General features: G+C 46.1%; 16 protein-coding genes. 5 read left to right on the top strand and 11 right to left on the bottom strand.

What is annotated here, in order from left to right; all coding sequences use genetic code 11:
- Nucleotides 1-75: 75 nt before the first annotated feature.
- Nucleotides 76-870 carry a response regulator gene (locus tag ACP7FG_RS11255; RefSeq protein ID WP_439226421.1) on the top strand — a complete coding sequence of 265 codons (795 nt, stop codon included), beginning with the start codon at nt 76-78 and terminating at the stop codon, nt 868-870.
- Nucleotides 871-946: 76 nt separating this feature from the next.
- Here the strand turns inward: ACP7FG_RS11255 and ACP7FG_RS11250 are convergent, their stop codons facing one another.
- Both ACP7FG_RS11250 and ACP7FG_RS11245 read right to left on the bottom strand, forming a co-directional pair.
- A complete protein-coding gene (locus tag ACP7FG_RS11250; protein WP_278356502.1) occupies nt 947-2,248 on the bottom strand; it encodes an amidohydrolase family protein in 1,302 nt (433 codons plus the stop codon).
- On the bottom strand, nt 2,248-5,328 hold the full coding sequence (locus tag ACP7FG_RS11245; RefSeq protein WP_439226420.1) for an amidohydrolase family protein: 3,081 nt from the start codon (nt 5,326-5,328) through the stop codon (nt 2,248-2,250). The genes ACP7FG_RS11250 and ACP7FG_RS11245 overlap by 1 nt, the downstream gene beginning before the upstream one ends.
- Before the next feature lie 142 nt (nt 5,329-5,470).
- On the opposite strand from ACP7FG_RS11245, the gene ACP7FG_RS11240 reads away from it, so the two are divergent.
- Complete coding sequence (locus ACP7FG_RS11240; RefSeq protein ID WP_199494634.1) at nt 5,471-5,935, top strand: c-type cytochrome; 465 nt, start codon at nt 5,471-5,473, stop codon at nt 5,933-5,935.
- Here ACP7FG_RS11240 and ACP7FG_RS11235 read toward each other — a convergent pair whose 3' ends face one another.
- Nucleotides 5,936-6,580 (bottom strand): cytochrome b/b6 domain-containing protein, encoded by a 645-nt coding sequence (locus tag ACP7FG_RS11235; RefSeq protein WP_278356501.1) that lies wholly within the window; start codon nt 6,578-6,580, stop codon nt 5,936-5,938.
- Between the two features lie 78 nt (nt 6,581-6,658).
- Here ACP7FG_RS11235 and ACP7FG_RS11230 point away from each other — a divergent pair, with 78 nt between their 5' ends.
- Nucleotides 6,659-7,018, top strand: a complete 360-nt coding sequence (locus ACP7FG_RS11230; protein ID WP_199494633.1) for a response regulator — start codon at nt 6,659-6,661, stop codon at nt 7,016-7,018.
- A gap of 3 nt (nt 7,019-7,021) precedes the next feature.
- Here ACP7FG_RS11230 and tyrA read toward each other — a convergent pair whose 3' ends face one another.
- The 7 genes from tyrA to ffh all read right to left on the bottom strand — a co-directional run bounded on the left by tyrA (nt 7,022) and on the right by ffh (nt 12,280).
- On the bottom strand, nt 7,022-8,164 hold the full coding sequence (gene tyrA, locus ACP7FG_RS11225; protein WP_439226419.1) for a bifunctional chorismate mutase/prephenate dehydrogenase: 1,143 nt from the start codon (nt 8,162-8,164) through the stop codon (nt 7,022-7,024).
- Nucleotides 8,161-8,772 (bottom strand): DNA-J related domain-containing protein, encoded by a 612-nt coding sequence (locus ACP7FG_RS11220; RefSeq protein ID WP_439226418.1) that lies wholly within the window; start codon nt 8,770-8,772, stop codon nt 8,161-8,163. Before ACP7FG_RS11220 ends, tyrA begins: the two co-directional genes overlap by 4 nt.
- A 72-nt stretch (nt 8,773-8,844) precedes the next feature.
- On the bottom strand, nt 8,845-9,204 hold the full coding sequence (gene rplS, locus ACP7FG_RS11215) for a 50S ribosomal protein L19 (RefSeq protein ID WP_054488388.1): 360 nt from the start codon (nt 9,202-9,204) through the stop codon (nt 8,845-8,847).
- A gap of 32 nt (nt 9,205-9,236) precedes the next feature.
- Complete coding sequence (trmD, locus tag ACP7FG_RS11210) at nt 9,237-9,983, bottom strand: tRNA (guanosine(37)-N1)-methyltransferase TrmD (RefSeq protein WP_278358834.1); 747 nt, start codon at nt 9,981-9,983, stop codon at nt 9,237-9,239.
- Between the two features lie 11 nt (nt 9,984-9,994).
- Entirely contained in the window at nt 9,995-10,519 is a 525-nt protein-coding gene (gene rimM / locus ACP7FG_RS11205; RefSeq protein WP_439226417.1) for a ribosome maturation factor RimM, read from the bottom strand.
- A 28-nt stretch (nt 10,520-10,547) separates the two neighbouring features.
- Nucleotides 10,548-10,796, bottom strand: coding sequence for a 30S ribosomal protein S16 (rpsP, locus tag ACP7FG_RS11200; protein ID WP_011234962.1), 249 nt, complete (start codon nt 10,794-10,796; stop codon nt 10,548-10,550).
- A 119-nt stretch (nt 10,797-10,915) separates the two neighbouring features.
- Nucleotides 10,916-12,280, bottom strand: a complete 1,365-nt coding sequence (gene ffh, locus ACP7FG_RS11195; protein ID WP_439226416.1) for a signal recognition particle protein — start codon at nt 12,278-12,280, stop codon at nt 10,916-10,918.
- Nucleotides 12,281-12,439: 159 nt separating this feature from the next.
- On the opposite strand from ffh, the gene ACP7FG_RS11190 reads away from it, so the two are divergent.
- Both ACP7FG_RS11190 and ACP7FG_RS11185 read left to right on the top strand, forming a co-directional pair.
- Entirely contained in the window at nt 12,440-13,234 is a 795-nt protein-coding gene (locus tag ACP7FG_RS11190) for a cytochrome C assembly family protein (RefSeq protein ID WP_416511468.1), read from the top strand.
- 68 nt (nt 13,235-13,302) lie between these two features.
- Nucleotides 13,303-14,601 carry an HlyC/CorC family transporter gene (locus ACP7FG_RS11185; RefSeq protein WP_054488396.1) on the top strand — a complete coding sequence of 433 codons (1,299 nt, stop codon included), beginning with the start codon at nt 13,303-13,305 and terminating at the stop codon, nt 14,599-14,601.
- On the opposite strand, the gene ACP7FG_RS11180 is transcribed toward ACP7FG_RS11185, so the two are convergent.
- The gene (locus ACP7FG_RS11180; RefSeq protein ID WP_054488398.1) at nt 14,598-15,236 is read right to left on the bottom strand and encodes a hypothetical protein; all 639 of its coding nucleotides are present in this window, start codon (nt 15,234-15,236) and stop codon (nt 14,598-14,600) included. The genes ACP7FG_RS11185 and ACP7FG_RS11180 overlap by 4 nt on opposite strands.
- Between the last annotated feature and the right edge of the window lie 5 nt (nt 15,237-15,241).

Raw genomic sequence — 15,241 nt, 5'->3', positions numbered from 1 at the left:
ACACAGATTTTCTGATTGAGTTTATCTGCTGAATACCCTACTCTTTCGGACACAATAAATCCTAGTTATTTTATTATGGCTATAGCCTTCGACGAACTGCGTATTTTGCTCATCGAACCATCCGATGTGCAACGAAAAGTCATTACTCAACACCTGAATCAAGCAGGTATTCAGCATACCCGCGGCGCTTCAACCATTGCAGAAGCCAAAGAAGGAATACTTCGTTGGCAACCTGATATTGTTACCAGTGCTATGTATTTTTCCGACGGTACCGCGCATGAGCTGATTCAGTTTATTAACGCTAAGGATTTAAAAGATACCTTACATTTTATGTTGGTGTCATCTGAACATCGTGCGGATCAACTCGAACAGTTCAAACAAGCAGGTATTATTGCCATTTTACCCAAACCTTTTACGCCGGACCAGCTGCAACGCGCCATAACCGCCACCATGGATATGATGGAGCCGGAACCACTGCACCTTGAGCTCTATGATATAGAAGACTTAAGAGTGTTAATTGTGGACGACAGTATGACCTCGCGGCATGTTCTGCGCCGCGTATTTGAAAACCTTGGTGTTGAAAGCTTTGTCGAAGCGGAAAACGGACAACAGGCCATTGATATTCTGGCAGAACACCAGTTTGATTTAATTGTCACCGACTTTCATATGCCACAAGTGAACGGTAGCGAACTAACGCAATACATTCGTAACAGCTCAGCACATGCTCATACACCGGTACTCATGGTTACAGCCCGCGCCAATGAGCCTCAACTAGCCAATGTGAAGCAAAGTGGCGTTGATGCCCTGACGGATAAGCCATTTGAACCAGCAACGCTAAGAGCTCTTATAGCGCGCTTGCTAAATAGCTAAGTTAGGATGTCTGAAATGAAAAGCCCCTGTCATGAATGACAGGGGCTTTTTTGTTTGCCTAACTAAAACATTGTCTTTATTCAGATGGTTTCTGGCGATACTTCTCGTAGAGTTCGGTATGGCGGCTACTTAAGCTCACTTTGCGTCCGTCAATATAAAGGTGCGTTAACTTTTGCCCAATAGGGTCCAGTAAGTCACCTTCCGATACGCTAAGTGAGGCACTTTTTCCGACTTCCAGTGAGCCCAGCTTATCCGCAACCCCAAGAATCTCTGCAGGTTTCAATGTGATTGCCGCGAGCGCTTGTTGCTGATCCAGACCAAATGCGACTGCATTACCAGCCGCAAAAGGCAAATTACGCACGTCCCAATAGCCAGGGTAAGAAATCGCAAAGTTCACTCCCGCTTCTGCAAGTCGAGCCGGTGATGAAAAGTCTTGATCATAACCTTCATCGTCACGACCTGGCAGACCATATGGAGAGCCAAAAACAACCGGAACATTCAGTTCAGCAAGCTTATCGGCTATACGCCAGGCATCTCTGGCGCCCATCAAGACCAAGTCAAACCCATATTCCTGAGCGGTATCAATGGCCTGCTCCAACTGACGCTTGTCATCAGCATGAACATACAGCTTTTTACTGCCATCAAACAGTCCCAGCATAGCTTCCCAGCGCTGGTCTAAATCAATAGCACGATCAGCCTGCTTGGCGTCGTAGTAAGCTTTAGCATCGGCAAATACTTTCATCAGCTTCTGCCGATTTTCTTCATTGGCTTTGCGCTGCTCTTCGGCAGAGCGACGTTCCCACCAGGTATTAACAACGTATGTCCGTGGCCAGGAAATGTGTACGCCCAGCTCACCGGCAACCAGCGCATCCTGGTAATTCCAGCCATCGAGGTGCATTAACGACGACTGACCAGCCACAAGCGAGCCTTCAGGCGCTACCTGAGCATGAGTAATGCCGTGATAACGTACGGTCGGTATAATTTCCGAGTCGGCGTTAAACGCAATGTGCCCTGCTACTTCCGGGTGAATGTCACCCACTTCGCGAGCATCTCGTGTAGCACGTACCGCTTCAATTTCATTCAAACCAATTGTTGTATCCATTGCAATAACGCCCGGATAAACGTGTTTTCCTGAAATATCAATAACCTCGGCACCTTGAGGAATACTGACATCACGACCAATAGCGGTAATTTTCCCATTCTCGAAAACTAAGTCTGAGTCGGTTAGTACGCCATTAGATACCGTGTGCAGAGTTCCTCCCTGAAGCACAACAGGAGCCTGCTGCTTTTCACCCGGAACTTCATCATGTGCCATTGCACTATTCAGCGTCAGCGCACTAACTAATGCGGCACTAACAGTGGTAAGTAGTTTATTCATTAGTGTTGTCCTCCGTGCTGATGCCCTTTACCGGTAAAGTGATCCAGCCAAAAATCATGCTCAGTATCACAGTGCCAGGTTGGCTGTTCCGGTTTATAACCATCTTTAGCACCCTGCTTAGCATCATCACCTGCTGCTAAAACTTTCTGGATAAGTGCGTTTTTCTCTTCTTTAACGGCTTGCTGACGTTGCTTGTCCAGCTCACGGTCAAAGAACTTACGACCATTTATCCAAGTCTGCTCTGCGCGGGCATACGCACTTAAAGGATAATGACTCCATAAAACAAAGTCGGCGTGCTTGCCTTTTTCGATAGAGCCGACATAGTTATCAACTTTTAGCTGTTTGGCCGGGTTAATCGTCACCATTTTCAGCGCTTCGTGTGGCTCCATACCGCAGTAACGAACTGACTTAGCTGCTTCAGTATTCAAACGGCGCTGCAAGTCGTTGCTGTCCGAGTTAATACTGGTTAATACACCACGCTCTTTCATCAAACACGCGTTATGTGGAATAGCGTCGTAAACTTCAAACTTATACGCCCACCAGTCAGCAAAAGTTGAACCGCTGGCACCATGTGCAGCCATTTCATCAGCAACTTTGTAGCCTTCAAGAATGTGGGTGAAGGTATCCAGCGTGAAGCCAAAATCCTCAGCCACTTCCATTAACATCAGAATTTCTGAAGCAACGTAAGAGTGAGCATGAACAAAGCGTTCACTGTTTAAAATCTCCAATAGCGTATCCAGGCGATAGTCCGGACGTGGAGCAGAAACCTTATTACGCTCCGAACGGCTCATACGGTCATAAGCTTGTTTACGCTGCTGGTACTCAAGTGCAGCCTGGAAAGCATCGCGCATGATAGTCTCAACACCCAGTCGAGTTTGTGGGTAGCGAACCGTCATATTGTCGCCCCAGTTACTCTGCTTAACGTTCTCACCTAATGCGAATTTAATCGACTCCGGTGCAGCATCAAACTTCATGATATTGGCGTCGGTACCCCAGCGTAGTTTAATAACCTGCGCCTGGCCCCCAATTGGGTTGGCTGAACCATGAAGCAATTGCGCCATAGTTGTACCACCGGCCAACGAGCGATAGATGTGAATATCGTCCGGGTTAACCACGTCACCAATTCTGACCTCCGAAGTCACAGCCTCGGAACCTTCGTTCACACCACCTTCTATAGCAATGTGCGAATGCTCATCGATGATGCCCGGAGTTAAATGCATGCCTGCACCGTCAATTTCTGTGACGCCGGAAGGAGCCGACAGGTTATAGCCTATAGCCGCAAACTCACCGTTTCGGACCAAGACATCCGTCTCTTCCAAAATGCCATCATCAGTGGCTGTCCATACAGTTACGTTGCGAATAAGCACATCCTGACGCTCTGGCAAGCCATCCAGGCCATAAGCAACATTAGGGAAAGTCAGCTCACTGACGTATTCAACCTGGCTATCTTCTTCTGGAGTTTCAGTGGCACCTTCAGGTGCATCCATCTGCGCCTGTAAGGTGACTTCTTCACCCGCTGGAGAAACCGCCGTTACAGCAAATGTTTGCTGTGCCTCAGGCACTAGCTTAAAGCGCCAGCTACCCGCAGGCTCTATGTCCAGGTCAGCAACAAAGGATAAAGACTCAGTGCCCGACTGAACATTACGCAACCCACTAGACTGCTCACCAACGTTCACTTCACCAGTAAGCACTGGACCTGGCTTAATCGAGATTTCAACATCGCGATCATTCCAGTCGATAGTGTAAGTGCCAACAAAGTCGACTTTATCTCTGGATACCAGTTCGTTTTCTTCACCCTGTAACCAGACCGACTGAATGGTACCGTCTTCGAACAAATCGCCTTTTACCATGACAAAGTCGGCCATATAGCCTTGTGCCAGCTTACCCACTTTGTCTTCGACACCTGCAATTTTTGCCGGGACCGTTGTTAAAGCGGCTAGAGCTTCGTCTTCACTTAAACCATGCTTAACGGCTTTACGCAGGTTAGGCCAGAAGCTTTCCGATTTCTCCAGGTCATGCAGAGTCAACGCAAAGTTAACACCAGCTTCAGCTAACATTGCCGGGTTAGAAGGTGCGCGCTCCCAATGACGCAGTTTGGCTAAATCGACATCCAGATGGCCGTCGACGTCACCCACTTCTGGTGCAGCCGGAAAGTTTAGCGGCAGAATCAAATCACTACCCGCGTTTTTCACAGCTTCCAGACGAGAATACTCATAGCCTGAACCGACATAAATGGAAGGAACGTCAAATTGGTCAAGAACATCATCAGCTCGCAATAGTGATTTTTCGTCACTGACTTTAAAAACGATTCCGGTACTTTCAATGCCCGTCAACGAATCCAGAGCCGCATTAAATTCAACCGGTTGGTTGTGTGATTGTTTACCGTAAGAATTTTCGTACCAATTAGCATCTGAAAGCGTCTGTCTAACCAACGCAATGCTGCCCATTAAAGACGAAGGGTATTGTTGCTGCGATGAACCTTTGTCAAAAGAACCGAAATGTTTTGCTTCGCTTTGATAAATGACATCGTTCGGTATTTTATCAGCAAGCGAAACCGTTACGGCACGCCCCTGGAAAATACCATCCAGATTTGCAGACTGAACACTGGTAAAACCTTGTGAAACCCACTTTTTCGCATCGTCGGAGTTCGTTTTAAACTCACTAAACCAACGCTTTTGTGAGTGGATAGCGTCATTGGCCGCATTACCACCTTCACGTTCATTATTATAAATTGGCGCATCCGAACGTTCTTGCTCGGCGCTGGCTTTTATACCGTAGCTTCCGTAAGGGTCGATAAAGCCTGGATAAATAGTGTAACCAGTTCCGTCAATGACTTTTGCACCGGCCGGCGCACGATTATTGCGCTCAATAGACTGGACGGTGCCATTTTCTATAACCAGAGTCGCGTTCTCAATAGACTTCCCTGGTTCGGTTATGATTGTTGCGTTTTGTATCGCGGTCAGACTCGGCGTGTTATCTCGCATCCCGTTAGTCCGGGAGGTTTGATCAGCCGCAACCGAAGCGGTCAGTACAGACGTTACTGCTAACGTCAAAGCACTGAGCTGATGCACTTTTTTCATGAATTGTTCCCCATTTTGACTTATTTTTAGTCTGGTTGTCCCATAAGACAAGTTACTTTGTTATATATAGAGGTGACAAGTATTAACCGACAGATCGTGTATTATTAACGATCAGTGAACTCAACAAACCGGAGTGTTTTCGATGAAAAAACAATTATTAATAACGGCTATAGCAGGCTTTATGGGCCTTTCGTTTAACGTTTCTGCCGATGAAAACGCCTTTAACGACGGCGATAAAGCCGTAGAGTACCGCCAAAAGGCCCTGTCCGTTATGCAACAGAATTTTGCCGCTATGGCAGCCATGGTTAAAGGCGAAGTTGAATACAATGCTGACTTCTTCCAACGCCGTGCCGACGACTTTGAAAAAATGTCCAGCATTCCATGGTCCGGCTTCGCCGTTGAAGGTGCTATGCCCGGAGACAACTCCGATGCACTGACCGCAATTTGGGACAACTGGGAAGACTTTCAGCAGCGCGCTAACGACTTACAGGAATACGCAGCAAAACTCTCTGAAGTTAGCCAGCAAGGTTCAATTGACTCAATTAAACCTGTATTTATGGATGCCGCGAAAACCTGTAAAGGTTGTCACGACAATTATAAAGACTGATTAAAGCAACAACATTAAAACGAGCCAAACAGCAACCGCTAATATCATGCCCTGCCAACCGGGTTTTAGGTTAGGGGCTTGCTGTTTGGTTATGCGGTAACCGTGTACCATTGACGCAATAAGAGGCGTCCCTTTAAAGCGGTAAAAAACCACGGCCAGAATATGGATGGCAATTACCACTAATATGACGTCAAACTGACTCTTATGCCAGCTGGTTACTGCTTTTTGCCCATCAGATGACAACCAGTTTGATAATGGACCGGAAAACAAAATCCCGTCTGTTGAAAATAGCCCCGTCATCACCTGGCTTAACAACAACGCCAGCATTAAAACAACCGCCCATCCACCGGCTACGCTGTGCGTATTTTCGGCTTCATAAGTACCACTGAACAACCTTCTCAAATGCTTTAAAATTGCGGCTGGCGATTTCAGAAAAACATGAAAACGCGCATTCTCACTACCGAAAATGCCCCAACCTATTCTGACCACAAGTAGAGCCAACAGCGCCACTCCAATATCTTTATGCAGCTCCATCCGGCCGTTTTCGACGGTCCACCAGAGCCCTCCCAGAAAAACAATGAGTAAGCCATGGAACACCCGGATAAAGCTGTCCCATACTTTAATAGAATTTCCTTTCTGTTTCATATTGTTAGCTCCAAATAACTGGGAATATAAACAGCTAAGTGCTAGGGTATAATTAATTATGGCAAATAGGTAGTGACTATGCGTAAAGTTCTTATTGCTGACGATGATTTTATCAGTATCGAAGTGTTAAAAGCGATGCTGGCTAGCTTTGAAGTTGACCTGCTTGTCGCAATGACAGGAGAGGAAGCTTTAAACCTCGCAGAACAGGGACCCGAGCTTATCTTTCTCGACTATGAAATGCCCGATATGTCCGGTGCTGAAGTCTGTCAGCATTTGCGACGGACCGAAAAGCATAAAACAACACCGATTATTGCTATTACCAGTCACCAAAGTGCCAGCGAAATGAGCGCTTGCCGTGAGGCGGGAATGGACGCCACGCTGCATAAGCCTGTTTCTCCGGAGGCACTCAGTGAACTCATGTCGGAATATCTGCCATAAACATTATTCGTGTTTGAATCTTTGGTCATCCGCCAGTTGCACCAAAGATTCACTTTCCTGCAAAAATTGATTAGAAAATTCACCAAAATATTGACTAACTTCTTCGAAAAGAAGAACAAAGTCTCCTTTCTTACCATTTTCTATATCATCGAGTATCTCGGAGAACCGACGCAAATAACGTCTAATTGAGGAAAACTGCGATTTATTTGCGGCGATGATATCAGCATAGAGTTCTGCGTTCTGAGCAAACAAACGACCTATCATCATCAGTTCCATCCTATAAATAGGTGAGCTGAGTTCTAACAGTTCCTTAATGTCTACCCGCTCTGATGCCAGATGAACGCCATAAGCGAAAGTACTTAAATGGCGCATAGCCTGTATCCAGCCCATAGCATCGTCGTGCTTATTTGCATCAACCTCGTGTAAATGCGCTCCCCAGTTAATAAATTGGTCTAACAGCCACTGATAATGCTGCCGCTGCCTGCCATGAGTAACAACAACCAATTGTTTTGCCAGGTTCTGCACCGATGGCCCGAACATGGGATGTAACCCAACAACCGGTCCGTCATGCTGCTCCAGCATTGCATTTAAAGGGGCAGCCTTAATGCTGGTCACATCGGCTAAGACACAATCATCGGGCAACGGCGGTAAGCGCCTTATCAGTTCAGCAGTCTTATTAACAGGCACACTCATGAGTACTAACTGTGCCTGACTTAATTCATCCTCTGTTGGCCACTCATTGTTTTTATCTATCGTTATGACCCGATAGCCTGTTTGCCTTAACTGAGTAACCAAACGTGCCCCCAGAGCGCCCTCGCCACCAAACACAAAAACGGGTCGTTCAAGATGGCTGGAGGTAGCTGCCGCCTGGGATGTTTGCGTGCGATATGACTCACGAATAATGCGGCGCACGACGTCTTCAATTAAGTCCTCAGACAAACCGGCTTGTTTTGCTTTTACTCTGCGAGCCTTCACTAAAGAGCGTTCTCTCTCCGGTACATAAAGCGGCTGCTTCAATGAGCGTTTAACCTCACCAACTTCGGCCGTTAGCTTCGCTCTACGCGCAATAATTTCAATTAACTCATTATCAGCCGCATCAATGGCATTTCGCAGTTCTGATAGTCTTTTGTCCGGTTCTTGACTCATGGGTGGCTACTTTGTTCCTCTTTAATGACACCAATAATACAGCGATACGCCTTTTGAATCTTTTGCATCTTAGCGACACTCCCACCTTTATCCGGGTGGTATTTATGCACTAACTTTCGATACTGCTTTTTAATAAATGCGTGACTGGCCGGCGGTTCAACTTCCATCAACTGCCAGGCTTCTGCGACTGGCATGTCTACCGTTACAGAAGAATGCCCCATACGTTGCCAAAAATCATCAAGCATTGACTCGACATCGGCTCCCGATGTGCTACTTAATTGATTTAAGTCCAGGTAGTACTCTGCCAATGGGTCATTTTCAGATAAAGCAGAAGTTCCTTTGTGCCAGGGCTGGCATTCAATATTTAATGTATGAATAAAAAGCTCATACTTTTTCTGCTCACGCCAGCGCTCACGTAATTTATACAAACAATGAAACAATAAAAAATGCGTTTGAAACAGAGTTAAGGGGTCCCGCAAGGCGCCCTTGTCAAAAAATTCATAGGGCTGAGACTGCAGCCGCTCTATAAGCTCAAGCTCAGTCCAGTGAGTCTGCGTATTGAGGTTCTCAGTCAAAATCTGCGTCAGTATTTCTATATCTTCTTTCATTTTTAAAACACTAACAAAAAACCCAGCACAAGGCTGGGTTTTTCTTTGCTATTTCGTTTTTTTGCTAAAAGCTTAAGACAGCTTCTCGCGGATACGTGCAGACTTACCAGAACGCTCACGCAAGTAGTACAGTTTCGCGCGACGTACCGCACCACGACGTTTGACTTTGATGCTGTCAACTAATGGGCTGTGCGTTTGGAAAGTACGCTCTACACCTTCACCGTTCGATACTTTACGTACAGTGAACGCTGAATGCAGACCGCGATTACGAACACGGATAACAACACCTTCAAACGCCTGAAGACGTTCGCGGTTACCCTCTTTTACTTTTACATTTACAACAACAGTGTCACCTGGTGCAAACTCAGGTAAATCTTGTTTCATCTGCTCTTCTTCAAGAGCCTTAATGATGTTTTGGCTAACTTTTGCCATTTTCGTATCTCCTATCCTAGATAAACTGTACTTTATTCGCTGGATGATTGCTGCGCGATAAACTCGTTCAACAATGCTTCCTGCTCGTCAGTCAGAGCTAGGCTATGAATTAACTCTGGTCGTTGCAGCCAGGTTTTACCCAAAGACTGCTGTAAACGCCAGCGACGTATCTTTTCATGATCACCGCTTAATAAAACCGGCGGCACTTGCTGTTCATTATAAATTTCCGGTCGAGTATAGTGAGGGCAGTCCAGTAACCCGCTGGCAAAAGAGTCTTCTGCCGCTGAATCCTGGTGTCCCAACACCCCGGGAATTAATCGTGAAACCGCGTCAATAAGCACCATTGCCGGTAACTCACCACCGCTTAATACGTAATCCCCTATCGACCATTCCGCATCGACGTACTGCTTAATAACGCGTTCATCAATGCCTTCATAACGGCCAGCAATCAAAATCATTCGATCATTTTTGGAGAGCTGCTGCACTCCGCTGTGATCAAGTTTTTGCCCTTGTGGTGACAAATAAATAACAGGAGTGTCCTCACCCAGGCTTTTTTTTGCTGCATTGATAGCATCCACAAGTGGCTGCACCATCATCAGCATACCCGGACCACCGCCATAAGGCCTGTCATCAACAGTCCTGTGGCGATCATGCGTGAAATCACGAGGATTCCAAACACTCACTGTCAGCAAACCTTCCTTTATTGCTCTGCCAGTCACACCATAGTCGGTGACTGCAGCAAACATTTCAGGAAACAAACTGATGATGCCAACCTGCAATGGTTTACTCATCAAAAGTCTGACGGCCACTCAACCTGAATACGCTTCTCTTCCTTATTAACCTCAGTGACATACTCACTTTGAATAAAGGGAATTAAACGTTCAGACTTTCCGAACCCGTCGTTGCTGTTTGCCTTTACGACCAACACATCGTTCGATGCAGTGGGCATAATTTGTTCAACCACACCCATATCATAGCCTTTAGTGTTTACTACACGCATACCAATAAGGTCGCGCCAGTAAAACTCGTCATCAGCTAATGCCGGTAACTCATCTGCAGTAATGCAGATATCCGCACCAGTAAGGCATGCAGCCTCATCACGATCGGATATACCTTCTAACCTGGCGATAAGTCCGTTGTTGTGGCGACGCCACTCGACAACTTTCATTTCGCGCTCAGTTTTCTGGCTAAGTAACCAAGGGCTGTATTCAAATATCGATTCTGGATCATCAGTAAATGACTGCACTTTCAACCAGCCTTTAACGCCATACACCGCACCAAGGCGACCAACGACGATTTGTTCTGATTGCTGCATTAATTTACCTACCTGAATCTATTAATGCTTACGCCGCAGCGCTTGCATCTTTAACAAGTTTAGCAACACGATCAGATAACTGAGCGCCTTTGCTTACCCAGTGCTCAATGCGGTCAACATCAACACGAAGTTTTTCTTCCTGACCACGAGCTACAGGGTTAAAGAATCCTACTTTCTCAATGAAACGACCGTCGCGTGCATTGCGACTGTCAGCAACTACCATTTGGTAGAAGGGGCGTTTTTTAGCGCCACCACGTTGTAAACGAATGGTTACCATTGCGTTCCTCAATATAACTGTTTTGTAAATGTAAAAAATAGCAAAGCCCTCCGACAGAGTCGGAAGGCTCGGCAATTCTACTGATTTTTACTGCAAATGCAAGCTTGACGCGCTTTTTCCTAACGCCCGGGGAACATTCCCGGGGGTAACTTTCCACCCATGCCGCGCATCATTTTTTGCATGCCGCCGCCTTTCATTTTTTTCATCATTTTCTGCATTTGGGTAAATTGCTTAAGTAATTTGTTCACGTCCTGAACCTGTGTACCTGAGCCGGCCGCTATACGACGCTTACGAGAGCCTTTAATGACATCCGGTCGGGTCCGCTCTTTTGGGGTCATCGAATTAATGATGGCTTCCATACGTAAGGTCATTTTATCGTCCATCTGACCTTTCATTTGTTCCGTCATTTTACCCATGCCCGGCATTTTGGTCATCAATCCCATCATACCGCCCATTTCCCGCATTTGAACTAATTGGTCACGAAAATCCTCCAGTGAAAACTGGCCTTTTTTCATGACTTTTTTTGCAACCTTCTCAGCTTTTTCTTTATCGACTTTTTGCTCAACTTCCTCAATTAAAGAAAGCATATCGCCCATGCCGAGAATTCGGGAGGCTACACGGTCTGGATGAAACGGTTCCAGCGCATCGTTTTTCTCACCAACACCCAGGAATTTAATGGGCTTACCGGTAATATGACGAATAGACAGGGCAGCACCGCCGCGCGCATCACCGTCGGTCTTAGTCAGAATAACACCGGTTAGCGGCAGAGCTTCACTGAATGCTTTAGCCGTATTCGCCGCATCCTGACCGGTCATAGCGTCAACCACAAACAGCGTTTCAATTGGGTTGATGGCTGAGTGCAGTTGCTGAATTTCCTGCATCATGTCTTCGTCAATGGCCAAACGACCAGCGGTATCCACTAACACTACATCAATAAACTGTTTACGAGCCTGGGCAATGGCGGCATTAGCAATATCAACCGGCTTCTGCTCTGTCGTAGAAGGGAAAAACTCAACCCCAACCTGCTCAGCAAGCGTTTCCAACTGCTTAATAGCCGCAGGACGATACACATCGGCACTGACCACCATAACTTTCTTCTTCTGGCGTTCAGTTAGATATTTGGCCAGTTTGCCCACACTGGTGGTTTTACCCGCACCTTGCAGACCCGCCATTAAAATAACGGCCGGTGGCTGAGTGTTTAACTGCAACGGAGCATTGGCCTCGCCCATTGCCACTTCAAGCTCAGACTGAACAATTTTTACAAATACCTGACCCGGCGTGAGACTTTTGTTCACCTCGGTGCCAACAGCCCGCTCTTTCACTTTACCGATAAAGTCTTTGACCACAGGCAAAGCAACATCGGCTTCGAGTAAAGCCATGCGAACTTCGCGTAACGTTTCTTTAATATTGTCTTCGGTCAGTCGGCCCCGGCCGCCAATAGAATGCAGCGTTTGCGACAAACGTTCCGATAAATTCTCAAACATGTCGATCGTCTCTTATATTGCGATTTCTGACGGAAATAGTAATGAGGGCAGTATATCTGATTTGCAAGAAAGTTTCGCCCCGTAAGTATTGGGTTTAACTGACTGACATCGTATACTCATGACTACGAACAACTCAGAATCAGGGAATTCGAGCGCGTGATGCTCTCTTTATTGTTGCTAATCAGCTTATTGGGTTATAGCGCCAGCGCTTTTGTTATTCTGCGAAATATACTTAAAAACAAAACGCTTCACCCAACTTACCAAATTGTACCTGCTGCCTTGGCAGTCATCGCCCATGGTTGGCTCATCCTGCTGCAACTTTCTTACGACGACTTCGATCACATTAATGTCTCGTCAAGTTTAGCTATTGTGGCCTTTTTAATAGCCACCCTGACTTTGCTAAAAAATAATCAAGCCAGTAATTTATTTCTAAAGCCTGTTATTTATCTGTTTTCAGCCCTGACTACCGTGCTGTTAGTTTTCACTCCGGTTGACTGGGGCGCTGATATTAGTGCCGGGCATGGGTTAGTTTTTCATATTACCTTGTCATTGGTTGCTTACGGCATTTTAGCCTTAGCCACTCTTTACGCGTTACAGACAAGTTACTTAAACCGGGTTCTTAAGAATAGAAAAGGTCATATTCTTTTAAGCAAGCTACCGCCGTTAATGACCGTCGAAAAATATTTCTTCAACCTTCTGGCTTTAGGCACCTTTGTTTTATTTATTGCGCTTGGCTCAGGTTTTGTATTTCTGGACGATATGTTTGCACAGCAACAAGCACACAAAACTATTCTGACTAGCCTAGCCGCTCTTCTCTATTTAATTGCGGTAATTTTACATCGCGCATCGGGGTTACGTGGACGCATTATTGTTGTACTGACGGTTATTGCCAGCACTTTGCTTACACTGGGTTATTTTGGCAGTCGTTTCGTGAAAGATTTTCTCTTATCCTGAATGGTACTTGACTTCATCGCTGAGAACTCTACATTGTCACATTCACAGTTTAATTAAGGAATAACGCGTTGGACGAGATATCGACGGGCATGTTGCTCGTGATTTTAGCCGTACTGATATTTTTATCCGCATACTTCTCTGGCTCCGAAACTGGCATGATGTCTATCAACCGGTATCGGCTGCGCCACTTAGTACAAAATAATCACCCGGGTGCCAAACGTGTCCAGTATCTTCTTGATCGTCCTGATCGGTTGATAGGCTTAATTCTCATTGGAAATAACCTGGTCAATATCGGTGCATCAGCTATTGCCACCATACTTTGTCTACGCTGGTTTGGTGACGCTGGGATCCTTATCGCAACGTTAGGTTTGACCTTAATTATTCTCATTTTTTCAGAAGTCACCCCAAAAACGATAGCCGCCCTGCACCCTGAGCGTATTTCATTCCCTAGCTCTTTTATTTTACTGCCGCTACTAAAAGTCATGTACCCCATCGTTATTGGTATGAACTTCATCACCAATTCGTTTATGCGACTACTGGGCGTTAACCCAAAACAATCGCAAATGGCAGACGCCTTGAGTTCAGATGAGCTACGCACAGTGGTTAACGAAGCCGGAAACTTAATCCCGACTTCGCACCAGGAAATGTTGGTCAGTATTCTAGACCTTGAGAAAGTCACGGTTGAGGATGTCATGATCCCCCGCAACGAGATTGTCGGCATTGATATTAGTGACGACTGGAAATCTATTGTGAAACAGCTATCAAACGGCCAGCACACTCGCGTTTTGCTTTACCGAAATGAAATAGACGATGCTATTGGATTCCTGCACGCCCGCGATGTTATGCGGTTAATGAGTAAAAACCAGTTTACTGCCGATAAATCCATTTTAGTCCGCGCTGCACGTGACGCTTATTTTATTCCGGAAGGAACACCTCTGAATGTTCAGCTATTAAAGTTTCAACGACGTAAAGAGCGTATTGGCCTGGTTGTTGACGAATACGGCGACATTCAGGGTCTGGTGACTTTGGAAGACATCCTTGAAGAAATTGTCGGTGATTTCACTACGTCCATGGCGCCGGCTCCCAGTGAATCCGTTACTCTGGAAAGCGATGGCAGTTTCTTAGTGGACGGTTCCGCTAACTTACGCGAGCTAAACAAAGAAATGAATTGGGACTTTCCAATAGACGGGCCTAAAACCTTAAGCGGTCTGATTATTGAACAATTTGGTGATATCCCTGACTCCAGATTGTCGCTACGTTTAGGCGGTTATCCGGTAGAGCTCATCGAAATTGGCGACACCATGATCAAACAAGTCAGAGTTTTGCCTAAGCTTTACCGAAAACCAGATGTTCAATCTAATGATTAACCAAAGAACAATCGCCATAGCCAACCGCGTTTTAAATCTTCTTCGCATTTATTCAATTGTGCGGCATAAGTCATAGAGCGGCTTTTCACTACCCTGGATACTTTAACCAGCCAGGGTTTCTTCAAATAAGATTTTCTCTGATACCCACCCCAACCTTCGTGATAATTAAGGTATTGCCCATAAGCATCCCATTTTGAGACGCCATTAATTTTGTGCGTTTTAGAAATAAACCAACCCATGAAGTCAATCGCGTCTTCAAAGTCGTCACGACTGGCCCAGCCATTACCGGTTTCTCGTTGATAATCTTCCCACGTCATGGTTTTAGCTTGTGAATAGCCGTAAGCTGAGCTGACTCTTCCCCAGGGAATGAAGCCCAGCAGGTAGTCTCTCGGAGGCAGAGCATTATGCTTAAATGAGCTTTCCTGATACATCATAGCCATTGGCACATGAATGGGAACTCCCCAACGCTCACGTGCATCGGCAGCGGCGTGATACCAATCTCGATGCTCTTCAAAAATATGGCAGACATTTTCCGGGTTCGCCGGTGGAGGTGTCGCGCAGCCGCTAAGCGTCACAATGAACAGCGCACTGGTTAACAGTTTCGGCTGAATAGGAAAAAAATATTTTATTGCCATTGAAC

The sequence above is a fragment of the Idiomarina sp. ST10R2A5 genome (assembly GCF_051842325.1).
In the GTDB taxonomy this organism is placed as follows: domain Bacteria; phylum Pseudomonadota; class Gammaproteobacteria; order Enterobacterales; family Alteromonadaceae; genus Idiomarina; species Idiomarina abyssalis.
This window is presented reverse-complemented; position numbering and strand designations above follow the sequence as displayed.